Genomic DNA, 22,502 nt, shown 5'->3' with positions numbered 1-22,502 from the left:
AGGCGCTTGCCGAAGCGGCCCGGGTGCTCTACGCTCCCGGCTCCGCCGCACGGCCCCGCATTCCCGTACGATTCCAAGATGACTCACCAACCCGCCCATTCGCTGCTCGAAGACGCTCAGGCGCTGCTCACCGGTACGCTGCTTGTCGCGTTCGCCATCGTTCTCTTCAAGCAAGCCGGACTGCTCACGGGCGGTTCGCCGGGACTCGCATTTCTTGCCCACTATGCAACCGGAATGTCGTTTGGCCTGCTCTATTTCGTCATCAACATTCCGTTCTACGTCTTCGGCCTGCTGGCGATGGGCAGAACGTTCACGATCAAGACGTTCTGCGCGGTAGCCCTCCTCTCGCTCTACAGCGAATGGCTACCGCACTGGATCGACATCGCGAGCATCAACCCTACTTTCGCCGCGGTTCTCGGCGGGTTGCTCGCCGGCGCCGGCTTGCTGATGCTGATCCGGCATCAGGCCAGCCTCGGCGGTATTGGCGTCCTGGCGTTTTATCTGCAAAAAAGACGCGGCTGGCGTGCCGGGACCCTGCAAATGATCGCCGATGCCCTGATCGTTGGCGGCGCCTTGTTCGTCGTTTCGCCGCTGCGGGTCGCCTTGTCGATTCTTGGCGTACTCGCACTCAACATGGTTCTCACCATTAATCACCGACCCGGTCGTTATTTCGGGCAGTGAGCGAGACTACGTTCCCCTCGGCGATTGAGAGACTGCTCTCTGCCCGATGCCAGCTTGCGCCGTTCGTCCCCGCCCCGGACGCCGGTTGCGCGGGGCATCGTATAATCTCCGGTTCGCTCCATTCACACTAAAGCAAACAAGCGATGACTCACGACATCAAAGCCCATCTCGCCGATCTGATGCACACGGCGCTGCTCAGCGTGGCGCCCGATCAAGCTGACACGGCCATCGTTATCGAACGTCCGAAACAGGCCGCACACGGCGATTTCGCCTGCAATCTCGCGATGCAATTGGCGCGCGCGATGAAGCGTAGCCCGCGCGATCTGGCAAAACTGCTGCTCGGCGAAATTCCTAGCTCGCCGTTCGTCGCCAAAGCCGAAATCGCCGGCGCCGGGTTTATCAACTTTCACCTCCTGCCAGCGGCCAAACTCGAAGTGGTACGCAGCGTACTGACGCTCGGCGATGTCTTCGGGCGTTCGCAGGCAGGCGGCAACAAGAAGCTGCAAATCGAATTCGTTTCCGCCAATCCGACCGGGCCACTGCATGTCGGTCACGGGCGCGGCGCGGCTTACGGCGCCAGTCTCTCAAGCCTGATGGCTTACGCCGGCTGGGACGTGACGCGCGAGTACTACGTAAACGACGCCGGGCGCCAGATGGACATCCTCGCGGTCTCCGCGTGGTTGCGCTATCTCGACTCGTACGGAGAGCGCATTCAGTTCCCGCCCAATGCGTACCAGGGCGATTACGTCATTGCAATGGCCGAGCAGATGAGGGCCGCTCACGGCAACAAATTCGTACGTGCCGCTTCCGCCGTAACGCAAGGAACGCCGGGCCTGCCAGACGCGTCGCGCGGCGACGACGAGGCCAAGGCGCAGCGCGAAGTCCATCTCGACACGCTGATTGCCAACGCCAAGAAGCTCCTCGGTGACGATTGGGCCTACGTGCACGACCATGTGCTCAACGAGCAACTCGAGGACTGCCGCAGCGATCTCGAGGAGTTCGGCGTGCACTACGATGTCTGGTTCTCCGAAATGTCGTTGTTCGAAACCGGCCTCGTCGAACGTTGCATCGACCGCCTGGATAAAGCGGGCCACCTGTACGAACAGAACGGCGCCAAGTGGTTCAAATCGACCGCCTTCGGCGACGAGAAGGACCGCGTCGTTCAACGCGACAACGGCCTGTACACCTACTTCGCCTCCGACATCGCTTACCACCTGAACAAATACGAGCGCGGCTTCGAGCGCATCATCAACATCTGGGGCGCCGACCACCATGGTTACATTCCGCGGGTAAAGGGCGCGCTGGCGGCGCTCGAACTCGACCCGGACGTCCTCGACGTCGCGCTGGTTCAGTTCGCCGTCCTCTATCGCAATGGGCAGAAAGCATCGATGTCGACGCGGTCGGGCGAATTCGTCACGCTGCGTACGTTGCGCGATGAAGTGGGCAATGACGCCTGCCGCTTCTTCTACGTGCTGCGCAAGTCGGACCAGCATCTCGACTTCGACCTCGACCTGGCGAAAAGCCAGACCAACGAGAACCCCGTGTACTACATTCAGTACGCCCATGCGCGCGTCTGCTCAGTGCTTGCACAATGGGGAGGCGACGCGGAAGCCGAAGCCGCGCTGCGCGACGCCGATTTCTCCCGTCTGGATAACCCGCGCGAACTCGCGCTTGCCGCCAAGCTCAGCGAGTTTCCCGAAATCATCGAATCCGCGGCGGAAGATCTGGCACCGCACATGGTGGCTTTCTACCTCAAGGATTTGGCCGCCGAATTCCACAGTTATTACAATGCGGAGCGCATGCTGGTCGACGACGTGGCCTTAAGAACCGCTCGTGTCGCTCTCGCGGCCGCGGTGCGCCAGGTAATCCGGAACGGCTTGGCGCTTCTCGGCGTCAGTTGCCCTGAGTCGATGTAAGCCGCTACCTCAATAGAGAGAACCCATGAGTCGCGACATGAAACCCCGCAAGAGCCGGGGAGCAACAACCCGTAGCCGCTCAGGCGGCGGCACGCTGGTCGGCCTTTTTGTCGGTCTTGTCATTGGCGTTTTGGTTGCGGCCGGCGTCGTCTGGTACATCTTCAAGACACCGATGCCGTTCAGCAACAAGGGACAACCGAGTCCGCCGGTGGCACCGCCAACGACGGCCCCGAAACAGCCGGTCGCCCAGAATCCGGCCGCCCTCCCGGGCAAGCCCGGCGACCCCGTTCCGCAGAATGGCGACAAGCCACGCTTCGATTTCTACAAGATTCTCCCCGGCAATGCCGAGGCGATTCCTGACCCGAAAGCGGCCGACGCCAAACCCACCGATCAAAAGCAGCCGGCCGCGGTCAAAGGCAAAGATGACGTGCTGAAGGAGCCGCTGTATCTGCAAACCGGTTCCTTCCAGAATGCATCGGATGCGGACAACCAGAAGGCCAAGCTGGCCCTCGCCGGCGTCGAAGCGTCGGTTCAGCAGGTGATGCTGCAGGATAAGACGTGGTACCGCGTACGCATCGGCCCCTTCAAGCGGATGGAGGAGGTAAACAGCGTTCGCTCGGACCTCGCCAAGCAGGGAATAGACGCCAACGTCGTGAAGAAGGATTGAGAGACGAACAACAAGCGGTCTTGGAGCAATGGGAACCGCAGGATAAAGGGCCAAACACCGGGGATTGAAAGTCCAACGGAGGGTACGCTGGCGAGATCGGCGGCCCGCTCGGACACTTTATATTTGAATTGGCTTCGAAGGAGAGAGATTGATGATGCGTACGCGTGTGTCCCGGTGGTTCGTAAGCCTGCCCCTGATGTGGCTCGGAGCCGTGCTCCTGCTGCTCGGCGCCGTCCCCGCCACGGCCCAGCAACTGACGGTCGGTCGCGACTACGTGCTCGTCGACCCCGTGCAACCGACCGATGACCCCTCGAAGATCGAGGTTCTCGAGTTTTTCTCATATGCTTGCCCACATTGCGCCGAGCTCAATCCGCACTTGGTGCGCTGGGCTGGAAAGCTGCCCGCCGACGTGACGTTGCGGCGGGTCCCGGTCGGTTTCGGCAATCCGTTCTACCAACTGATGGCCAAACTCTATTACACGCTGGAAGCGGTCGGCGAACTGGAGCGGCTCGACGCCGCGGTCTTCAAGGCGATCCATGAACAGGGCCTGAAGCTGATCGACGACAAGAGCATCATTCAATGGGCCACGTCGCAGGGTATCGACGAGAAGAAATTCACGGCGGCCTACAACTCGTTCGGGGTCGTCAGTAAAGCCAAGCGGGGCGATCAGCTGGCCCAGGCGGCACGAATTCGGGGCGTTCCCGCCCTGGTCGTCGACGGTCGTTACCTGGTCACTGGGCAGGATGTGAAGAACTTCCCCGACCTCCTTGCGCTTACCGATCGCGTCGTCGCCAAAGCACGCGCGGACCGCAATACGGCGGCGGGAACCGGCAAGTCAGGCGGTTCCGGCGCCCCGGTTGCGGCCGGCAAGAAATAGGAAGCCGGAGCCGGAATCCGGCCGCGCACGTGGCTGCTTCTCCGATCGTCTTTATCACCGGCGCCTCGTCTGGAATCGGCGAGGCGCTGGCGAGCCACTATGCGGCGCACGGCGCGGTACTCGGTCTGGCGGCAAGGCGTAGCGAGACGCTACAGACCCTATCTGGAAAACTGATGCAGCTGGGTGCTCAGCGGGTCGCCTGCTATCCCCTCGATGTCGCGGACGCTGCCGCACTCGACGCGGCGGCGGTTGACTTCATTGCTACCACCGGCATCCCGGACATTGTCATCGCCAACGCCGGCGTGTCGTCCGGGACGCTCACCGAATGCAAGGAAGATCTGGCCATCATCCGGCGCATCTTCGATACCAACGTCTATGGCATGGCGGCAACGTTCGCGCCGTTCATCGAAGCCATGCGGGAGAAAGCGCGGGCCGGCCTTCCGGGACGCTTGGTCGGCATCGCATCGGTCGCGGGGATTCGTGGATTGCCCGGTGCCGAAGCCTATAGCGCCTCGAAATCGGCCGCCATTACGTATTTGGAAAGCCTGCGCCTCGAAATGCGCCCCTCGGGGATCAAGGTGGTGACGATCGCGCCGGGCTACATTCGGACGCCGATGACGGCGGTCAACCCGTATCCGATGCCCTTCTTGCTACCCGCCGACGAGGCTGCACGACGTTTCGCGCGTGCCATCGAGCGCGGCGTAAGCTATGCGGTCATCCCTTGGCAAATGGGGATCGTCGCCAAGTTTCTGCGTCTGTTGCCGAACGCCGTGTACGACCGCCTGTTCGCCAACGCTCCGCGCAAGCCGCGCGTTCTCTAGTCCGTCTCCCCGTCGTCGCCAAGCGGCACGCCGTTGTGCGCCCGGCAATAGGCGATAAAGTCTGCCGCCGGCATCGGCCGGGCATGCAGATAGCCTTGCGATTCATCGCATTGAATCGCGCGCAAGTACTCGAGTACGGCGTCGGTCTCTACACCTTCAGCCACCGTGCGCAGCCCCAGGCCATGCGCCATCTGGATCACCGCGCGCACAATGGCGGCGTCCTCGGAGTTGGAGGCGAGATCGCGTATGAAAGACTGGTCGATCTTGAGCTTGTCGACCTCGAAGCGCTTGAGGTACGAAAGACTCGAGTAACCGGTGCCGAAATCGTCGATCGACAAGCGGATCCCGAGCTGCTTCAAGCGCTTGACCGTAGAGAGAACGTTCTCGGTATCGCTGATCAGGATCGATTCGGTGAGCTCGAGTTCAAGCATTTCCGGCTGCAATCCTGAAGCCTCCAGCGCCTCGCTGACCGCACGCTCGATATCGCCACGCTTGAACTGCAACGCCGACAAGTTAACCGCCACCACCGGATGCGTGAATCCCGATTCGCGCCAGCGGGCGGCCTCAACGCAAGCTTCGCGCAGCACCCAAGCGCCGATATCGACGATCAGACCCGTCTCCTCGGCCACCGGAATAAAGCGGCCCGGCGAGACCAGCCCAAGATCGGGATGATTCCACCGAATGAGAGCCTCGGCAGCAACGAGATTGCCGGTAGCGATGTCGATCTGCGGCTGGAAGCAGAGCACGAACTGATGCATTTCCAGTGCACGCAGCAACCCCGAGTACAAGGCGGCTTGCTCGACCACCGCATCGTTCATTTCTTCGTTGAAGAAACGGTAGGCGTTGCGCCCGGCCTCCTTGGCGCGATACATCGCCATGTCGGCCTTGCGGTGCAGCGTCGCAAAGTCTGCGCCATCCTCCGGGTACACGGCGACACCGACCGACGCCGTGATCGCAATGCTGTGGCCCTCGATCCTGAACGGCTCGCGGAACGTCGCCGCCAATTCCCCAAGAAAGGTAACGATCGCGTCGGGTTGCGCCAGGTTGGTGAGCAGCAGCAGGAATTCATCGCCGCCTTGGCGGCTGATGGTGTCTGAACCGCGCACGGCGTTCTTGAGTCGATCGGCAACCGCAATCAGCGCCGTATTGCCTGCCGTATGCCCGAGAAAATCGTTGACCGCCTTGAAGCGGTCCATGTCGAGAACCATCAGCGCCACTTTCGTACCGCTGCGGTGGGCGAACGCGATCGCCTGCTGCAGGCGGTCCTGCAGTAACGCCTGGTTGGGCAGGCCGGTCATCGTGTCGTGGTAGGAGAGGAAATTGGCGCGTTCCTCGGCGAGTTTGCGTTCGGTGATGTCGGTAAAAATCCAGATGCTCGCTTCCTCCGGCTGCAGAGGATCAAGCGCGCTGCCCGTCAGCTCGCACCAGAATTGCCGGCCGTCGGCGCGTCGCATCGAAACGGAGGCGGTCAGGCTTTGCCCGCCGATCAGCGAACGGTAGGCTTCAACACCGAAGGCCGCGAAAGCCTCTTCCGACTCGAAGAGCAGGCGGGTCGACCGGCCGATGAGCTCGGCCGGCGCGTAGCCGAAGATCTCGGCGAAGCGCCGGTTGGCCGAAACAATCCGCCGTTGTTGAACCATGATGATGCCGACCAGGGCGTTTTCGAGCAGCGCCTCCTTTTCCGCCAGTAACGCAGTCACCATCTCATGGTGGCGTTCGCGCTCGGTAACGTCACGGCCGACCATGACACCATATGGACGGCCGTCGACGACCGCCACCCGATACGTGAATTCGAGACGGACCGCCGCTTCCGCTTGGGGCGGGATAAAGCGGACGGCCACCGAATGGCTGGGCGCCTCGTAATCGGTGCCGGACCGCTCGGTCTCGCGCTTGAGGACATTGAGGATCTGCAGGCCGTCGCCCAAGCCGAGCGCCGCCACCGGACGCCCGATTAGTGCCTCGACGGGCTCGCCCAGCAGTCCGCCGACGGCCGCATTGGCGTCCGTGACCGTGCCCTCCGGCAAAGCAACGAGGAGCACGAAGTCCGTCGTGCGATCGAGCAGTGCGCGAAACCGTTCCAACCGCTCAACATTCTCGCGCAACTGGGGGTAATAGCTCTTGTGGAACGAGCGCTCGCCAAGCCCGACGATGTCGGTCCGCCGAGCTTCCCAGTCGTTAGGGTCAGAGGGCTTCACCATAAATGGCCTTGACGTCGTCGAGGTTCGCGTACTTCGGGTTGGTGACGATGCACGCGTCCTTGACTGCGTGAGCGGCAAGATCGGGAATGACGGCCGCGGACACGCCTCGCGCCGCTAGCCCGCCGACTATGCCGACCCGATTTCGGAACGTCGACAAAGCTTGTGAGACCTGCTCGGTCAGTATCTGGCTGCTCGCCCCGCGCAAATCAAGCTCCATCGCTTCGCCGATCTGCCGATAACGCTCCGGAGCCGTTGGCGCATTGAAACGAACGACGTGCTCGAGCAATAGCGCGTTGCACTCGCCGTGCGGCAGATCGAGGAACCCGCCGAGTGAATGGGCAAGCGCATGCACGGCGCCAAGGCTGGCATTTGAAAACGCGATCCCGGCTTGCAGGCTGCCCAAAGCCATGTTCTCGCGTGCCGGCATCAAATGCGGCTCGCGCACGGCCTGCCCCAGGTTGGCCCAAATAAGGCGGATCGCAGCCAGCGCATGCACATCGGCGATCGGCGAACTCGCGGTGGACGCAAAGGCTTCGATCGCGTGCGTGAGGGCGTCGATGCCGGTACACGCGGTCAGATACGAATCCATCGTGACCGTCGTTTCCGGGTCGACAAGAGCGACGTCCGGAATCACCGTCTTGCTGATGATCGCCATCTTGTACCGCTCGGCCGAGTTCAGGACGATGCAGAACTGGGAAATGTCGGCGGACGCCCCGGCCGTCGTTGGAATGCAGATCAGGGGCGGACCCGGCTTTTCAACTCGATCGACTCCTTCGAAAGCCCGTACATGGCAGTTATTGGCATGTACGATCGCGATCGCTTTGGCACAGTCGATGACACTGCCGCCGCCCACGGCGACGATCACGTCGCAACGTTCGGCCGCATACATGGCCGCCCCGGCCATGACTTCGTCGTCTTTGGAGTTGGGAGAGACGTCACTGAAGACAGTCGACGCGATCCCGACCTCCGCCAAAGCGTCGCGGACCTGTTGGGTCCACCCGGCTGCAATGACTCCGGGATCGCTCACGATGAAAACGCGCCGCGCCATCATGGTCCGCGCGTAGTAGCCGAGCCGCCATCGCGCTCCGACGCCAAAGATGAACTCGGGGACCACGAACTTGCGCAATTCGTATAGCGGCATGGCTTCTTCCTTGGCCCCGCGGAGCCCGGCTGACACACCCGGCGCTTCCTCCGGCCGACTCGATTTCTGCGTCTCTCGTACCCGTGAATTAAGGATAACAATTAGTCGGCCGAAATCCAGGAAATACGATACGGTTTCATTTAGGCATCCAGACGGCTGGCCTCCAGGCCCGTCAATTCGGCAAGGCAAGGTGCTACGACCTCCCTGCATAAAACTCCTTGCCTACTACCGTACAGAATGTACCGTCATAACCGCTGTCGATCTTCCGTCGAGGGACAGCGGATACGCGCGAAAACTCTCGAAACTTGATCGAAATCATGCGGTTTCGGTGGGCCGCCGGTATACTTGAAGGCTTCCCTAGGCGAAGAACATTCATGCCTCAAATCAAATTACCCGAGCTCGTGTGCCCGGCCGGCAGCCTCCCGGCGCTCAAGGCCGCGGTCGACAACGGCGCCGACACCGTCTATTTCGGCTACAAGAACAGCACCAACGCGCGAAACTTCGCGGGACTCAATTTCGACGAAAAAGCGATGATCGAAGGCATCCGCTACGCGCATGCGCGTGGCCGGCATGTGCTCATGGCGATCAATACGTTCCCGCAGCCGGGCCGCGAAGCCGAATGGCGCCGCGCGGTCGATGGCGCCGCCGATCTGGGGGTCGACGCCGTGATCCTGGCCGACGTAGGGCTCCTTGATTACGCCAGTAAACGTCATCCTGACCTGCGCCTACATCTTTCCGTGCAGGGGTCGGCGACGAGTTACGAGGCGGTCAACTTCGCCCAACGCGAGTTCGGCGTACGGCGGGCCGTGCTGCCACGCGTGCTCACGCTCGCCCAGGTCGAACTCGTCATCAAGAACACCAGCGTCGAGATCGAAGTCTTCGGTTTTGGCAGCCTGTGCGTGATGAACGAGGGCCGCTGCTGGCTTTCCTCGTACGCCACAGGCGAATCGCCGAACACGGTCGGCGCGTGTTCGCCGGCCAAGTTCGTCAAGTGGGAGAAGGCGCCTGGGCAGATGAACACCCGACTCAACGGCATCCTGATCGACCGCTACGACGACAACGAGCCTGCCGGCTACCCAACGCTGTGCAAGGGACGCTTCGAGGTCAACGGCGAAACGTACTACGCGCTCGAAGAACCGACCAGCCTGAACGTGCTGGAAATCCTGCCCGAGATCGTCAAGATCGGCGTCTCGGCGATCAAGGTTGAGGGCCGCCAGCGCAGTCCGGCCTACGTGGCACAGGTAACGCGCACGCTGCGCGCCGCACTCGACGAGCTCGGCCGCGACGTCGATCATTTCAAGGTCAAGCCCACTTGGCAAACCGAGCTCGCCAAGGTTTCCGAGGGCGTTCAGGCGACGCTCGGGGCCTACAACCGGCCTTGGCGCTGATACTCTCCGGAGCCCGCTCATGAAAATCGCTCTCGGCCCCCTTCTCTACTTCTGGCCTAAACAGGAAGTGCTCGAGTTCTACGCCGAGATGGCGCAGATCGACGCCATCGACATTATTTACGTCGGCGAGGTGGTCTGCTCGCGCCGGCAGCAGCTGCGTGTCGCCGACTGGATCGGCTTGGCGCGCGATTTGACCGACGCCGGCAAGGAAGTCGTCGTCTCGGCCCAGGCCCTGCTCGAATCGGAAAGCGATCTCAAGGCGCTGCGGCGCGTGATTGGCGAACTCGGCGAGTTGAACGGCTGCACCCTCGAAGCCAACGATCTCGGCGCGGTTAACGTAGCGGCCGGGCGTCCATTCGTCGCCGGCCCGCATCTCAACATCTATAACGCGGCGACGCTCGCCACCTTCCATCGCTACGGACTGCGCCGTTGGGTGCCGCCGCTGGAGAGCGGCCGATCACTTATCGAGGCCCTGCACGCGAGTCGCCCGACCGGAGTGGAAACCGAGGTGTTCGCCTACGGAAAGCTGCCCTTGGCATTTTCGGCACGATGCTTCACGGCGCGTCACTACAACCTCAACAAGGACGACTGTCAGTTCAAGTGCCTGGACCATCCGGAGGCGATGACGCTGAAGACGCGCGAAGGCCAGCCCTTCCTCGCCATCAACGGCATCCAGACAATGTCGGCACAGACCTATAATCTGCTGGCCGAGATCCCGGACATGCTGCAGATGGGCATCGACGTCGTCCGCCTCAGCCCGCAGCCGAAGCACACGGCCGAGGTCGTTGCCGCCTTTGACGCCGCGCGTCGGGGTGAAACGACTGTCCCTGACATGAGCGGCTGGGCGAACGCGGGTATGGTTGACGGCTATTGGTTCGGCGACGCGGGGATCGCCGCGCATCATCATGCGGCGCTCGCGGAACTGCAAGACGCACAACGATAACGGGCGGCGGTGACAAGCCGCGGCCCAAGCAAGGAGGAACACATGTTCGAGAGCTTTCCGAAGTCATTCACCATTCCGAGCTTCAAGCTCCCGACCTTCGTTTCGGCCGTCGGCGCCAAACTGCCGCAATGGCCGCACGCCGTCGTCCTGACCACCGGGCTCAACGCCGCGGTAAAAATGAGACTGCTGCCCGAGGACAGTCTCGAGTTGCTCGAAGGCAAAACTTTTCTCGTCGAGGTGCTCGACACCGGCAGCCATGCGCGCTTCACCTTCCGCGGCGGATTGTTCCGGCCGCTGTTCAAAACCGGTTCCCCCGCCACCAGTGAGGGAGCGACCGTTGTGGACGACCTCGTGTTCCGCGCCAACCTGTCAGCCTTCCTGCAGCTCGTGGCGCGCCAGGAAGATCCCGACACGCTGTTTTTCAATCGGCAGCTGACGATCGAGGGCGACACGGAACTCGGCCTCGTCGTCAAGAACATGCTCGACGCGGTCGAGTGGCCGAAGCTGCCGCACTTTCCGGGGTTCGCCACGTCGAGTCGTTGAAGCGGACCCACCCGCGCTGTAGCGGCGGGCGACACCGGCCCCACTGGAATAAAAGGTAAGGTGGGCGGCGAGAACGAAAAGAATTACGCCATCAGGGGAGTCATCGCATGCCGATCTGGAACAAGGAAATCGAGTGCGCTTCGCACGAGTCGCGCCGGAAACTACAGCTTGAACGCTTGCAGAAGACCGTCGAAAGGGTCTACGCGCGGGTACCGTTTTATCGCAACAAGTTGGAAGGCGCGGGCGTCACGCCAGACACGATCGCAAGCCTGAAGGACATCGCGAAGATCCCGTTCACCACCAAGGACGAGCTTCGCCAGACCTACCCCTATGGGTTGCTCGCTTGCGACCGCTCCGAGCTGGTGGAGATTCACACCTCGTCCGGAACCACCGGCACCCCGGTGGTCGGCGCCTATACCGAAGCCGACATCGACATGTGGTCGGACGTCATGGCGCGCACCCTGTCGATGGCCGGCTGCACGAAAGACGACACGGTGCAGAACGGTTACGGCTACGGCCTGTTCACCGGCGGTCTTGGCGTCCACTACGGAGCGCGACGTATCGGCGCCAACATCCTGCCGATTTCTTCCGGTAATACGCGCCGGCAATTGAAGGTCATGCGCGACTTCGGCGCAACGCTGCTCACCTGCACGCCCTCGTACTCCCTCTTTTTGGCGGAGGCAGCGCACGAGGAGGGTATCGACTTCCGCGAACTCCCGCTCAAGGCCGGATGTTTCGGCGCTGAGCCGTGGAGCGAGAACATGCGCGTCGAGATCGAGAGCAAGCTCGACATCAGCGCGCACGACATCTACGGCCTCACCGAACTCATCGGTCCCGGTGTCGCCGCCGAGTGCGAGCACAAAAACGGCCAGCACTTCAACGAGGACTGCTTCTACCCCGAGATCATCGATCCACACACGGGCGAGGTCCTGCCCGACGGCGAGAAGGGCGAACTTGTGATTACCGCCTTGCGCCGCGAAGGGACTCCGCTCCTGCGCTACCGTACCCGCGACATCACCTACCTGATGCGCGATACCTGCGCTTGCGGACGAACCTCCGTACGTATCCACCGCCTGCTCGGTCGCACCGACGACATGATGATCATCCGCGGCGTCAACTGCTTCCCGTCGCAGATCGAGAACGTGCTCATGCGCATCGAGGGAACGCAGCCACACTATCAGATCGTCATCGATCGCGGTGCCACGCACCTCGACGAAATCGAAATCCAGGTGGAAGTCGAGGAAGCGGTTTTCTCCGACGTCACACGCGCGATGGAACAACTCCGGCAGCGCATTCGCAACGAACTGAAGAGCGAACTCGGCATCATGGCCAACATCAAGCTCGTCGAGCCTCGCACGATCGCACGCAGCGAGGGCAAGGCGCAGCGCATCATCGACAGGAGGACCATCTGATGATCATCAAGCAGATATCGATCTTCATGGAAAACAGCGCCGGACGACTGGCTGACATCACCGAGCTGCTCGCCGACGCAAAGATCAACCTGCGCGCGATCTCAGTGGCCGATACCGCCGATTTCGGCATCCTGCGCATGGTTGCTGACAAACCGGACGAGGCCGTGACCCTGCTCAAGAATGCCGGCTTCACTGCCCGCGAAACCGACGTGATCGCCGTCGAAGTGCCGGACAAACCGGGTGCCCTCGCCCGCATCATGGGCCTTTTTCGCGACCAGGGGATCGACATCGAGTACCTGTACGCCTCGCTTGAGCACAAGGTAAACAAGGCCGTCATCGTCGTGAAAGTGGCCGACGTGGCGACCGGCCTGCGCGTGCTCAAAGACCACGGGCCGAACACTGCGCCATCGCTCTGATCTCATTCGATAGACGTTCTGCCCACCAGGCACCGCACGGCGGATCGCTTGACGGTGTGGTTTGCGGGTCGCGCCAAGAGCCCGCATAATCGTCCTCAAGATGCCCGTGGAGCCAGAGAGGCCGCGGCGAACGACTGGAGAATTTGATGGATTTGTGGGAGTGCCCGGCCGTGGTGACCGGGGCGGCTTCGGGTCTTGGCGCGGAAACGGCGCGCTATCTCGCTGAGGCCGGGGCGAAGGTAGCGATGATCGACATCGACGCCGAAGGCATGCAGAAGCTCGCCGACGAAATCGGTGCGCTGGCGATTCAATGCGACGTCGCGGACTCGGCGTCCGCCGAGCAGGCGTTCGCCAAAGCGCGGGAGGCTCACGGACCTGCAAGAGTGCTGGTCAATTGCGTCGGGCGCGGCCATTTCGAGCCGATTTTCGGCGACAACGGCCCGATGTCGCTCGAAAGCTTCCGGCAACTCGTCGAAGTCAATCTGATCTCGACGTTCAACATGATGCGGCTCGCCGCGGCCGACATGGCGAAGCTGCCGCCGCTGCTTACCGGCGAGCGCGGCTTGATCCTGTCCACCGCATCGGTTTCGGCGTACGAAGGTCAGGTCGGCGAAGCCGCTTATGCCGCCTCCAAGGGCGGGGTGGTGAGCATGATTCTGCCGGCGGCACGTGAGCTCGGGCCGCTTGGGATTCGCGTCGTGGCCATCGCGCCCGGGCTGTTCGGAACGCAGACATTGTTCGCGCTCGAGAAGGATCTCGATTCGCGGCTCGCGCGGCAGATTCCGTTTCCGCACCGTTTCGGCGACCCCGCCGAATTCGCGATGCTTGTCCTGCATGTGATCAAGAACGTGATGATCAACGGCAGCGTGCTTCGCCTCGACGGCGGGTACCACCGCTAATAAGCCGATGCTGAGGATACGCCGATGAGCAAGGCGATCGTCATGTACCTGGTTTCCCACGCCTCCGGCGAACTCGTGGAAATGCTGGCCCGCAATTCGATCGCCCAGCTTGAGGACCTCGAGGTCAAACGCCGGTTGTGGAAAATGGTGCGCCGCCTCGACCAACTCGGCGACATTCTGAGCACGATCGCCAGCGAACCGGGCTACGTGCTGCACAGCATTTCGCATAGCGACGTACGCGGCGCGCTGGAAGAAGGCTGCCGGCAACTCGGCGTTCCATGCCATTACGCGCTCGAACCGCTTGTCAGCCGCCTGTCGGAGTATTCGGGCGCACCGGTCGAGACGCACAACAGCAGCGGCGATGCGTTCGACGAAGACTACTACCGGCGCGTGGAGGCGATGAAGTTCACGCTTTCACATGACGACGGCCTGGAAAGCGAACACTTGGAGGGAGCCGACGTTGTCCTTGTTGGCGTCTCGCGTACGACCAAGACGCCGACCTGCATGTACCTCGCATCGCGCGGCATCAAGGCCGCTAACGTGCCGTTGGTTCCGGGAACTCCACCGCCACCCGCGCTGCTGCAAGCTAAAGAACCCTTGATCGTCGGCTTGACGGTAACCCCCGGACGCCTAGCGATGGTGCGCGCTGCCAGGCTGCGCGATCTCAATGACGACGGCAATAGCGAGTACGCCGACCTCGAATGCCTGCGCAAGGAAGTGCTCGAAGCCCGCCGGCTTTTTATCCAGCGCGGCTGGCCGGTAATTGACGCCACGCAACGTTCGATCGAGCAGACGGCATCGCTGATCATCGAGATGTTGCGAAAGCGGGCGGGGAACGGAACGTAAGCAACGCAAGCGCGTACCGCTCTCCGAATCTGACGCGACCGGGCGCCCGCGGTGCCCCCGAATTTCCGCGGCCGGGACCGGATCAACGCCCGCCGGCGGCAAGGACAGCTTTACGCGCCGCTTCCGCCCAATGCTGCTCGTCTTCGAGCGATGACGCGAAGCGCTTGGAGTTTTTCACGATCTCGTTGAAGACCTCCAGCGCGGATTCGTTCTTCCCTAGCTGAGCCAGAAACGACGCATACCGGTAACGTGCTTCGAGACCGACGAACACAGGAATCAGCTCCTGATAGACAGCCAACGCCCTGTCATTCTCGCCAAGCCCCTCGCTGACCCGTGCCTCGAGCAAACGGACTTCCTGGGTGCGCGACTTGGGTGCCGCGGCCTTGAGCTGCGCTATCGCTTCCTTGGCTTTGTCCCATGCCCGGTGCTCGACCGAGGCCCGCGCCAATCCATAAAGAAGCGTTGCGTCGGACGCGAAGGCGCCGGTCAAGCAGCTTTCATAGAGCTGCACGGCCTCGGCATACATTTGGTGGTTGATGCATTCTTCGGCGAGCGCTATGCGATTGTCGACGCTGCCGCAGATTTCCAGTTCTTCGGCGCGTTTTTTCAGGTCGGCGTCCGGCTGCATGGCCTTGACGATCTTGCGTACGGTTTTGTCGGCGCGCCGGTGTTCTCGGGAACCGGGAAAGACTTCGACGAAGTAGTAGATGACGCACCCCATTACCGGAAACGACATGATGATGAAAATCCACCAGTACGGCCGCCCGGTTTTCAAGACATGGAAAGCAAAACAAAACTGGATAAGGACTTCAAGCCCCATCAATATCGGCATGACATCCCCCTATGACGGATTGTTTTTTTTCACATGCTACCGCATTGAGCGATGCGCATCGAGCGCCGGAAATCGTTCGGGAGACGACGCAGATGCCGGGCGGCCGCAGCCGCCGTCGTGGCGAGGCGGCCTAGTTGCCTCGACTCTTCAGCAGGTCCTTGAGGTTGGCGAAGGGTTGCGCCGTCGCATGCGCACGCTTCGCTGCCCCGTTGCCACTCGCACCCGCCTCATTCGCCGCGGCTGCGTCGAGTTCGCGAGCGTGTTCATTGTCATGGCAATACAGGCACAGCAACTCCCAGTTGCTGCCGTCGGAGGGGTTGTTGTCATGATTGTGGTCGCGATGGTGCACTGTCAGCTGCTGCAGGTTCTCGCGCGTGAATTCGCGCGCGCAGCGGCCGCAAATCCACGGATAGATTTTGAGCGCCTGTTCACGATATCCCTGTTCGCGCGTCTGCCGGGCGCGAATGGCTTCGGCCACCATCCGGTCGGCGTGGGCGCGTTTCGCATCGTTGCCTTGCATCGTTGTTCCCTTATTCTCCGATTGTCGAATAGATTGAGTCCGCCGATTGTACGTGAGCGCTCCGCCCGTGGGATAATCCACGGCTGGCCGCCGTAGAGGCGCGGCTGCAAGCCTTCCTACCTTTGATCCAGCCGCATACTGATGCCCGCCCGCGCCACGATTTACGTCAAACTCGTTCTCACCGCTCTTTTCTGGGGCGCTACGTGGATCGCCGGCCGCGTCGCCGTGCAAGAAGCCGCGCCGCTGACCATCGCGAGTTGGCGCTTCTTCATCGCGTCGCTGGCACTCGGCGCGCTTCTGCTCACAAACGAGAAGTTGCCGCGTTGGTCGCCGCGCGACTGGTTGCTGCTTGGCGCGCTCGGGCTCACGGGTGTCTTTCTCTACAACATGTTCTTCCTCTACGGTTTGAAACAGGTAGAAGCGGGACGCGGCGCACTGGTGACGGCGCTCATTCCGGTACTGATTGCCATCGCCGACCGACTGTTCTTTCGCCAGCCGATGTCGCGCCTGCGTACGCTCGGCGTCGCTATCGCACTGTCGGGCAGTCTGCTCGTCGTCTCGGGCGGTCATCCGACCCGCTTGCTGGCTGGCGAGGTGGGTTTCGGCGAACTCATCCTCCTTGGTAGCGCGCTTGCCTGGGTGGCCTATACGCTGTTCAGCCGTCTCGCATCAAAACGCTTCACCCCGCTGGCGATGACGTTCGGTGGCTGTCTGACCGGTTGGATCATGCTCACCTGCGGCGCCCTCGCCGAAGGGACACTATTCGCATTCGACCGGCTAACCTGGCAAGGCTGGTCAAGTATCGTCTTTCTGGGGCTGATCGGCACAGCGGCGGCTTTTACCTGGTACTCGGAAGCTATCAAGCAGGTCGGAAGCACCAAGTCCGCCGCCTTCATCAACCTCGTTCCGGTCTTCGCCGTCCTGCTCGGCGCGTTGATCCTCGGCGAACGGCTGCCAGCGGCGGTGCTTTCGGGCGGCGCGCTCGTCATCGTCGGCGTCTTCCTCACCAACCGACCGAGCAAGGCCTAGTTTCCCGACGCGATCAAATCTTCGCCGTAATCAGCGGGATGCGCATTTCGTCCGTGCTGGTACCGCCGTGCACTCCGATCATCGCGCAACGCTTTTCCCATGGCAGCCAGTCCTTGATCGTCCAGTTGTCCTTCATGAGCAACGTGTAGTCGCCGGCCCGGGAAGCCAGACGGCGATGTACCGGTGGTGGGCCGAACCAGCCGCGACCGATCAGTTCGGCACTTGGCACAAGAATCGCGCTCTCGCTCAGATGCTCCTCGATGTATCTTTTGAACTCGACACACCGCTCCGGGAGAACGTAGGCGTACGCTGCCCGGCGTTCGCCGCACAGCGGTCGAGCCAGGCAAGCGGCAAGCCTCGGATGGTCGTCGAGGGTAATCACGCGCTCGGGCGGTGAGTCGATGAAACCATGGTCGGCCGTCACCAGTATCCAGGTCGGGGGCCCTTGCCGGCGCGTCATGAGGTCGCCGAAAGCCGCGTCGAAGGCGGCGAGCGTCTCCCGCGCCTGATCGCTGCCGGTGCCGAAGCGGTGGGAGACGGTGTCGAGTTCGGGATAGTACGCGTAGATGAAGCGTGGCGTCTCGGCGGCCATCAAGAGCTGTAATTGTTCGAATAGTTGGGGCAAGGTCACGTACGGCACCACCTTCGCGCCGCGCGTATGCCAGGCATTGAAGGGGCTGGCGGCAATGCTTTGCGGCGATAGAACCCAGGATTCGCGCCCGAGCCGTTGAAACAAGGTGGGGTAGTCGAAAAGCTCCGGCAGCAATGGCGACGTGACATCGGGTGCCGCCGGCTGAACCGGAGGCGGCTCGCGCGGCGTCATGGGTAGTATCGCCAATGTACGGCCGATTTCCTCAAGATACATATGCCACCCGGTCAGCCCGTGCTGTGAGGGCGCCAGCCCCGACATGAACGTGGTGATTGCCGATGCCGTGGTGGATGGGAATACGGACGTCAGCGTCGTCCGCCAATGGGTTGCCAAGCGGGGAGCAGCGCCCGAGTCGTCGAGCGTTTTCTGCCCCAGGCCGTCGACTACCAGCAGTACGATGTGGCGCGTTTCCCGGAGTTCGTCCGGTGTCAGGCTGCTTAATTCAGGATGGGGGGGGTTGGCATCTCCGCACGCCGCGGCGATGCTCTGGACCAGATTAAGGAGATTGCCCCACGTATAGTCCGGAGGCAAAGGCATTCCATTCGAAGCGTCGATCATTGATTAGTGATCTCCTTGCCGCTAGCTTTGCCGCACGTTGAAACACGAAGGGCGTCCGCTATACACTAGCCCATCCAGATGCCGACCCGCCGAAGGGCGCCAGAACGCCTCTTTCTCGGGGAAACGTGAACCGTCCAAGAGTCTGACAGCGGCGCGGGGTATCTGTCCCACTCATTTGAGGTGTTTCGCACCCCTGCTTGGCCGCTTGGCGGAGATCTTATGTATCAATCGATAGTCACCGAAATCGACAACACGGTCGCCATTGTCACGCTGAACAAACCCGACCGCCACAACGCTTTCGATGACCACCTGGTGGCTGAACTCACCGATGCGTTGCTTGTTCTCCAGAACGACGACCGGGTGCGTGTGGTCGTTCTTTCCGCAGCGGGCAAGAGCTTCTGCACGGGGATGGATACCAACTGGACGCGCGAATCCGCCGGTTTCACGGCTGAGGAGTGTCGCGACGACGCGGTACGACTCGCTACCCTCATGAAAACCCTGAACGAGCTTCCGAAACCGACGGTCGCCCGAGTGCAAGGGCCGGCATACGGCAACGGCCTAGGCCTCGTCGCCGCGTGCGACATCGCGATTGCCAGTTACGATGCCCAGTTCGCGATGACGGAGGCGAAACACGGCCTGGTTCCTGCGGTAGTCAGTCCTTACGTTGTAGCTGCCATCGGTGAACGGCATTGCCGGCGCTACATGCTTTCGGCCGAACGCTTTTCGGCCGCGGAGGCCTACCGGCTCGGCCTGGTACACGAGATCGTCCCTGGCGACGAACAACTCGACGACGCTGTCGGCGAAGTCGTCGAGAACCTGCTGAAGAACTCCCCCGGTGCGCAGTCGGAATGCAAGGCCTTGCTGCGAGCCGTGGCCGGGCAACCGATCGACGAGTCGACCATCGATGAAACCGTGCGCAGCATCGTGCATGTGCGGTCGACCGCCGAAGGTAAGGAAGGCGTGGCCGCGTTCCTTGAAAAACGCAAACCGAGCTGGGTTCGAACCGGCGCGTAGCGCACTTGTCTCACGCAATACGCTTGATTAATGGAGAAAAAGCCGGGTGATGGGATTCAGAGCGCGCGAGGCGGGTGAGCAGGTGGCTTCGCCATGTACCAACTTGTGTGCTATCGACGCAGCGAGCGGCATGTGCCGCGGCTGCCTGCGGACGCTAGACGAAATCACGATCTGGGGGCAGGCGACCAACGAAGAACGGCTGGAAATCCTAGCCGCCGTTGCTCGCCGTAAGATCGACGTCCCGGACCCGAAGCCATGAACGACGATGACCTTTACGTCTGTGCGGGCATTTGCCGGATCGATGACGATTCCGGCTGTTGCATCGGCTGCGGCCGCCCAACCTATCCTGCACCTTTGCCTGCGGCGCCGGGGCCGGCTGTGGCAACCTCGCCCACGCCCGTCGTCATTGATTGGCGTAGTGATTCGATTGAGCCCTTCTTGCTGAGGGAGCCTCTGCCGAATCCCGATTGAAAATCGACATGTCCGTCAGGCAACGACCACGCAGGGGAATCGGGCGCTCGGTTATTCCCGCAGGTAGCCTGGCGCGAGCGTCGTTGTAGCGGTCGACGATTCACTCGTCGCTCGCTGCTCAAGCCGGACCCTGATGTTTGCCAAAGGCAGCCCGAGACGAAGTTCACGGTCCATGACTTCCAGCAGCGGCAGGATGGCCAAACCCACGTCACCGATATGTTGCGGTATGTCGGGCAACTCGCGCAGGCCCTCGCCGCCCAAGGCTTCGAGTACTTCGATCAATTGGCGCGCATTCCGGTTGTGCGCATGCAGCGGACAGTTCGGCTTGTACTCGGCGGAGACGTTGTTGCCTCCGCAGGCCAGCGCTTGGTCGAGCCGGCGATCGGCAAGGGTGAATAATTCCTGGCCGTTGCCAACCCCATCGTCAGAAGTGCTCGCAACGCCGACGCTTGCCGTCAACGTAACCTTTTCGCCGCGAATCGCGATCTGGCCTGCGGCGAGGCTCTTGCATACGCGCCGTCCGAAAGCGACGCCCTGCTTCAGGTCAACGCCGTAGGAAATGATCGCCAGCCGTTCTCCGCGGCAGCGCCCAATCAGATCGCGCGGGCTGACCTTGGATAGCAGAAGGCTCGCGAAACGGGAGGCAATCATGCCGGCGATGTCTTCGCCGAAACGTTCTATCAAGGCTTCTCGGTTGTCGATACCGAAAACGAGCGCACAGGTATCTTCATGCTGTTTCTCGGCGAATCTGAGCGCGGAAAGCACCGAGCGGAATCGGGCCGTCTCAAGAACGATCTGGGTTTCGGGAGAAACAGGAGTCTCCCCCGCCTTCCCGGACCGCTCGCGCGCTTCCTTCGGTTCGCGTTTGGCATCCTCTGGCCCAAGCACCGAGTTCAGGCAGTCGATCATCGCCGACTTCTGCATCGACTTGGTGATAAAGGCCGCGACGCCTTTAGAGCCTTCCGCTTCCTGCGGCGTCAGGTTATCGACATCGGAGACGATGAGAATGAACGGAATCGAACGCAAACGCCGCACGGCACTCGTCCGCAGCCGCTGCAGAAGATCCGCGGCTTCAAGGCGCGGCGTATGCAGACCGGATATGACGGCGGCGATATTGGCGTCGAGCATCAAGGTCTGCCACGCGGATTCTCCGTCCGCTTCCTGAAGAATCTCGAAGTCATCCTTCAGATGCTTGGTCAACGTCGCGCGCACGACGCGCGAACCGTCGATCACAAGAATTCGGCGAGCCATCTCCCTATTCCTTAATGACACCGTACCGGGAACGGCCCCGAGCCTCCCCTTGCCGGTGGGCTATTACAAGCACTCACCACTTTAATTCAGATGAATCGCTTTGTGTAGTCGATCGCGTTCGAATGGCATCCGCGTGCGGGCGACTTCATGACGAAAGATTGGAATCTTTCGTCAATGAGTATTCATTGGGACGCGAGTGCGCTTTGCGCGAGGGTCACCCAGTAACTGACACCGAGTGGAAGAATGTCGTCGTTGAAGTCGTAATGCGGATTGTGCAGTGAGCAGCCGCCGCTTCCGGCTCCATTGCCGAGCCAGACGTAGCAGCCTGGTTTCTCTTGCAGCATGTAGGCGAAATCTTCGGCACCCATCGACGGCAGGTCGTTCGTGCGCACGCGGCTCTCACCGAATACGTTCGTCGCAACCTGACGGCAGAGCTCGGTTTCTACCGTACTGTTCACGGTCGGCGGATAACGCTGGTCGAACACAACATTGATTTGCGCGCCGAACGCGCTCGCCACGCCGGCACAAATCCGCTCAATGGATCGCTCGACAGTCTCCTGTACGTCTGGCTTGAAAGTGCGAATCGTCCCGCGCAGCACCGCGTCGTCCGGAATGACATTGAGCGCTTCGCCGCCGTGAATCTGCGTCACGCTCACCACGGCCGATTCGCAGGGATGGACGTTGCGCGCGACGACGGACTGCAACGCGAGCACGAGGTGACTGGCGGTGAGCATCGTGTCGACACCGAGGTTAGGCATCGCAGCGTGGCAACCGTGTCCGGACACCGAGATTTGCAGTGCGCAGGTCCCCGCCATGACCGGCCCGGGCATGACCGCAATCTCACCGGCCGGAATGCCCGGCCAGTTGTGCAGGCCGAATACGCTGTCCATCGGAAAGAGGGAGAAAAGACCGTCCTCGATCATCACTGCCGCGCCACCCTCGGATTCTTCTGCCGGCTGGAAGATGAAGTAAAGCGTACCGTCGAGGTCGAACTCGTCGTGATGCTGGCCAAGGTATCGTGCAGCTCCCAGCAGCATGGCCGTGTGCCCGTCGTGGCCACAGCCATGCATCTTGCCCTCGTGCTGCGAGTGATGGGGAAAGCTGTTCTTTTCCAGCAGCGGCAGGGCATCCATGTCGGCACGCAAGCCGACGGCGCGTTTGCCGCTTCCCCAACGAAGGATGCCGACGACCCCGGTTTTCGCCAATCCGCGGTGCACTTCGAGGCCGTACGCAGCAAGTTCACGCGCCACGAGATCGGACGTGCGCACTTCGCCGAAGGCAAGTTCCGGGTGCGCGTGGATGTCGCGCCGCAGCGCGGTCAGATCCGCCAAGAACGGTAGGTCGAGGAGGTTCATAAGATCGGTCGGATAGCTGAAGATTCGATTATGCCAGCGCCGCTTGCCGCCGGAGGAATCGATCCGCTATGCTGC

22 protein-coding genes are annotated in these 22,502 nt (G+C 61.8%); 15 read left to right on the top strand and 7 right to left on the bottom strand.

From position 1 onward, the window contains the following. Nucleotides 1-78: 78 nt before the first annotated feature. The 5 genes from NZ453_RS11990 (at nucleotide 79) to NZ453_RS11970 (ending at nucleotide 4,962) form a co-directional block, all read left to right on the top strand. Nucleotides 79-681: a YitT family protein gene (locus NZ453_RS11990; protein ID WP_263770836.1), complete on the top strand. Its 603-nt coding sequence runs from the start codon at nucleotides 79-81 to the stop codon at nucleotides 679-681. Nucleotides 682-824: 143 nt separating this feature from the next. After that, nucleotides 825-2,597 carry an arginine--tRNA ligase gene (gene argS / locus NZ453_RS11985; RefSeq protein ID WP_263770835.1) on the top strand — a complete coding sequence of 591 codons (1,773 nt, stop codon included), beginning with the start codon at nucleotides 825-827 and terminating at the stop codon, nucleotides 2,595-2,597. Between the two features lie 37 nt (nucleotides 2,598-2,634). Then, a complete protein-coding gene (locus NZ453_RS11980) occupies nucleotides 2,635-3,264 on the top strand; it encodes an SPOR domain-containing protein (RefSeq protein WP_263770834.1) in 630 nt (209 codons plus the stop codon). A 151-nt stretch (nucleotides 3,265-3,415) separates the two neighbouring features. Continuing rightward, nucleotides 3,416-4,141: a thiol:disulfide interchange protein DsbA/DsbL gene (locus tag NZ453_RS11975; protein ID WP_263770833.1), complete on the top strand. Its 726-nt coding sequence runs from the start codon at nucleotides 3,416-3,418 to the stop codon at nucleotides 4,139-4,141. 29 nt (nucleotides 4,142-4,170) lie between these two features. Then, a complete protein-coding gene (locus NZ453_RS11970; protein WP_263770832.1) occupies nucleotides 4,171-4,962 on the top strand; it encodes an SDR family oxidoreductase in 792 nt (263 codons plus the stop codon). On the opposite strand, the gene NZ453_RS11965 is transcribed toward NZ453_RS11970, so the two are convergent. Next, on the bottom strand, nucleotides 4,959-7,160 hold the full coding sequence (locus NZ453_RS11965; protein ID WP_263770831.1) for a putative bifunctional diguanylate cyclase/phosphodiesterase: 2,202 nt from the start codon (nucleotides 7,158-7,160) through the stop codon (nucleotides 4,959-4,961). The genes NZ453_RS11970 and NZ453_RS11965 overlap by 4 nt on opposite strands. Beyond that, nucleotides 7,144-8,301, bottom strand: coding sequence for an alcohol dehydrogenase-like regulatory protein ErcA (gene ercA / locus NZ453_RS11960; protein WP_263770830.1), 1,158 nt, complete (start codon nucleotides 8,299-8,301; stop codon nucleotides 7,144-7,146). Before ercA ends, NZ453_RS11965 begins: the two co-directional genes overlap by 17 nt. 374 nt (nucleotides 8,302-8,675) lie before the next feature. Between ercA and ubiU the strand changes: the two genes are divergently transcribed. The 7 genes from ubiU (at nucleotide 8,676) to NZ453_RS11925 (ending at nucleotide 14,748) form a co-directional block, all read left to right on the top strand. Then, nucleotides 8,676-9,689 carry a ubiquinone anaerobic biosynthesis protein UbiU gene (ubiU, locus tag NZ453_RS11955; protein ID WP_263770829.1) on the top strand — a complete coding sequence of 338 codons (1,014 nt, stop codon included), beginning with the start codon at nucleotides 8,676-8,678 and terminating at the stop codon, nucleotides 9,687-9,689. 19 nt (nucleotides 9,690-9,708) lie between these two features. After that, nucleotides 9,709-10,632 (top strand): U32 family peptidase, encoded by a 924-nt coding sequence (locus tag NZ453_RS11950; RefSeq protein ID WP_263770827.1) that lies wholly within the window; start codon nucleotides 9,709-9,711, stop codon nucleotides 10,630-10,632. Nucleotides 10,633-10,674: 42 nt separating this feature from the next. Next, nucleotides 10,675-11,175, top strand: coding sequence for a ubiquinone anaerobic biosynthesis accessory factor UbiT (gene ubiT / locus NZ453_RS11945; protein WP_263770826.1), 501 nt, complete (start codon nucleotides 10,675-10,677; stop codon nucleotides 11,173-11,175). A gap of 107 nt (nucleotides 11,176-11,282) precedes the next feature. Further along, on the top strand, nucleotides 11,283-12,587 hold the full coding sequence (locus NZ453_RS11940; protein WP_263770825.1) for a phenylacetate--CoA ligase family protein: 1,305 nt from the start codon (nucleotides 11,283-11,285) through the stop codon (nucleotides 12,585-12,587). Next, nucleotides 12,587-13,003, top strand: a complete 417-nt coding sequence (locus tag NZ453_RS11935; RefSeq protein ID WP_263770824.1) for an ACT domain-containing protein — start codon at nucleotides 12,587-12,589, stop codon at nucleotides 13,001-13,003. The genes NZ453_RS11940 and NZ453_RS11935 overlap by 1 nt, the downstream gene beginning before the upstream one ends. A 146-nt stretch (nucleotides 13,004-13,149) precedes the next feature. After that, nucleotides 13,150-13,902: an SDR family NAD(P)-dependent oxidoreductase gene (locus tag NZ453_RS11930; protein WP_263770822.1), complete on the top strand. Its 753-nt coding sequence runs from the start codon at nucleotides 13,150-13,152 to the stop codon at nucleotides 13,900-13,902. A gap of 24 nt (nucleotides 13,903-13,926) precedes the next feature. Continuing rightward, nucleotides 13,927-14,748 (top strand): pyruvate, water dikinase regulatory protein, encoded by an 822-nt coding sequence (locus NZ453_RS11925; protein ID WP_263770821.1) that lies wholly within the window; start codon nucleotides 13,927-13,929, stop codon nucleotides 14,746-14,748. 82 nt (nucleotides 14,749-14,830) lie between these two features. Here the strand turns inward: NZ453_RS11925 and NZ453_RS11920 are convergent, their stop codons facing one another. Beyond that, entirely contained in the window at nucleotides 14,831-15,580 is a 750-nt protein-coding gene (locus NZ453_RS11920) for a tetratricopeptide repeat protein (RefSeq protein WP_263770820.1), read from the bottom strand. Between the two features lie 130 nt (nucleotides 15,581-15,710). Further along, a complete protein-coding gene (locus NZ453_RS11915) occupies nucleotides 15,711-16,100 on the bottom strand; it encodes a YajD family HNH nuclease (RefSeq protein WP_338051162.1) in 390 nt (129 codons plus the stop codon). 141 nt (nucleotides 16,101-16,241) lie between these two features. Here NZ453_RS11915 and NZ453_RS11910 point away from each other — a divergent pair, with 141 nt between their 5' ends. After that, nucleotides 16,242-17,129 carry a DMT family transporter gene (locus NZ453_RS11910; RefSeq protein WP_263770819.1) on the top strand — a complete coding sequence of 296 codons (888 nt, stop codon included), beginning with the start codon at nucleotides 16,242-16,244 and terminating at the stop codon, nucleotides 17,127-17,129. Nucleotides 17,130-17,142: 13 nt separating this feature from the next. Here the strand turns inward: NZ453_RS11910 and NZ453_RS11905 are convergent, their stop codons facing one another. Then, nucleotides 17,143-18,336 carry an alkaline phosphatase family protein gene (locus NZ453_RS11905; RefSeq protein WP_263770818.1) on the bottom strand — a complete coding sequence of 398 codons (1,194 nt, stop codon included), beginning with the start codon at nucleotides 18,334-18,336 and terminating at the stop codon, nucleotides 17,143-17,145. Between the two features lie 219 nt (nucleotides 18,337-18,555). On the opposite strand from NZ453_RS11905, the gene NZ453_RS11900 reads away from it, so the two are divergent. Together NZ453_RS11900 and NZ453_RS11895 are read left to right on the top strand one after the other, a co-directional pair. Next, a complete protein-coding gene (locus NZ453_RS11900) occupies nucleotides 18,556-19,350 on the top strand; it encodes an enoyl-CoA hydratase/isomerase family protein (protein ID WP_263770817.1) in 795 nt (264 codons plus the stop codon). Between the two features lie 49 nt (nucleotides 19,351-19,399). After that, nucleotides 19,400-19,609, top strand: a complete 210-nt coding sequence (locus NZ453_RS11895; protein ID WP_263770816.1) for a DUF1289 domain-containing protein — start codon at nucleotides 19,400-19,402, stop codon at nucleotides 19,607-19,609. A 263-nt stretch (nucleotides 19,610-19,872) separates the two neighbouring features. Here the strand turns inward: NZ453_RS11895 and NZ453_RS11890 are convergent, their stop codons facing one another. After that, nucleotides 19,873-21,072: a diguanylate cyclase gene (locus NZ453_RS11890; RefSeq protein WP_263770815.1), complete on the bottom strand. Its 1,200-nt coding sequence runs from the start codon at nucleotides 21,070-21,072 to the stop codon at nucleotides 19,873-19,875. 182 nt (nucleotides 21,073-21,254) lie between these two features. Then, complete coding sequence (locus NZ453_RS11885; protein WP_263770814.1) at nucleotides 21,255-22,427, bottom strand: M20 aminoacylase family protein; 1,173 nt, start codon at nucleotides 22,425-22,427, stop codon at nucleotides 21,255-21,257. Nucleotides 22,428-22,502 lie beyond the last annotated feature (75 nt).

Source organism: Propionivibrio soli, assembly GCF_025770765.1.
Taxonomy (GTDB): domain Bacteria; phylum Pseudomonadota; class Gammaproteobacteria; order Burkholderiales; family Rhodocyclaceae; genus Propionivibrio; species Propionivibrio soli.
This window is presented reverse-complemented; position numbering and strand designations above follow the sequence as displayed.

Coding starts and splice junctions, on each gene's coding strand:
- NZ453_RS11990 (WP_263770836.1), top strand. CDS start 79: ATGACTCACCAACCCGCCCATTCGCTGCTCGAAGACGCTCAGGCGCTG.
- argS (WP_263770835.1), top strand. CDS start 825: ATGACTCACGACATCAAAGCCCATCTCGCCGATCTGATGCACACGGCG.
- NZ453_RS11980 (WP_263770834.1), top strand. CDS start 2,635: ATGAAACCCCGCAAGAGCCGGGGAGCAACAACCCGTAGCCGCTCAGGC.
- NZ453_RS11975 (WP_263770833.1), top strand. CDS start 3,416: ATGATGCGTACGCGTGTGTCCCGGTGGTTCGTAAGCCTGCCCCTGATG.
- NZ453_RS11965 (WP_263770831.1), bottom strand. CDS start 7,160: ATGGTGAAGCCCTCTGACCCTAACGACTGGGAAGCTCGGCGGACCGAC.
- ercA (WP_263770830.1), bottom strand. CDS start 8,301: ATGCCGCTATACGAATTGCGCAAGTTCGTGGTCCCCGAGTTCATCTTT.
- ubiU (WP_263770829.1), top strand. CDS start 8,676: ATGCCTCAAATCAAATTACCCGAGCTCGTGTGCCCGGCCGGCAGCCTC.
- NZ453_RS11950 (WP_263770827.1), top strand. CDS start 9,709: ATGAAAATCGCTCTCGGCCCCCTTCTCTACTTCTGGCCTAAACAGGAA.
- ubiT (WP_263770826.1), top strand. CDS start 10,675: ATGTTCGAGAGCTTTCCGAAGTCATTCACCATTCCGAGCTTCAAGCTC.
- NZ453_RS11940 (WP_263770825.1), top strand. CDS start 11,283: ATGCCGATCTGGAACAAGGAAATCGAGTGCGCTTCGCACGAGTCGCGC.
- NZ453_RS11935 (WP_263770824.1), top strand. CDS start 12,587: ATGATCATCAAGCAGATATCGATCTTCATGGAAAACAGCGCCGGACGA.
- NZ453_RS11930 (WP_263770822.1), top strand. CDS start 13,150: ATGGATTTGTGGGAGTGCCCGGCCGTGGTGACCGGGGCGGCTTCGGGT.
- NZ453_RS11925 (WP_263770821.1), top strand. CDS start 13,927: ATGAGCAAGGCGATCGTCATGTACCTGGTTTCCCACGCCTCCGGCGAA.
- NZ453_RS11920 (WP_263770820.1), bottom strand. CDS start 15,580: ATGCCGATATTGATGGGGCTTGAAGTCCTTATCCAGTTTTGTTTTGCT.
- NZ453_RS11915 (WP_338051162.1), bottom strand. CDS start 16,100: ATGCAAGGCAACGATGCGAAACGCGCCCACGCCGACCGGATGGTGGCC.
- NZ453_RS11910 (WP_263770819.1), top strand. CDS start 16,242: ATGCCCGCCCGCGCCACGATTTACGTCAAACTCGTTCTCACCGCTCTT.
- NZ453_RS11905 (WP_263770818.1), bottom strand. CDS start 18,336: ATGATCGACGCTTCGAATGGAATGCCTTTGCCTCCGGACTATACGTGG.
- NZ453_RS11900 (WP_263770817.1), top strand. CDS start 18,556: ATGTATCAATCGATAGTCACCGAAATCGACAACACGGTCGCCATTGTC.
- NZ453_RS11895 (WP_263770816.1), top strand. CDS start 19,400: ATGGGATTCAGAGCGCGCGAGGCGGGTGAGCAGGTGGCTTCGCCATGT.
- NZ453_RS11890 (WP_263770815.1), bottom strand. CDS start 21,072: ATGGCTCGCCGAATTCTTGTGATCGACGGTTCGCGCGTCGTGCGCGCG.
- NZ453_RS11885 (WP_263770814.1), bottom strand. CDS start 22,427: ATGAACCTCCTCGACCTACCGTTCTTGGCGGATCTGACCGCGCTGCGG.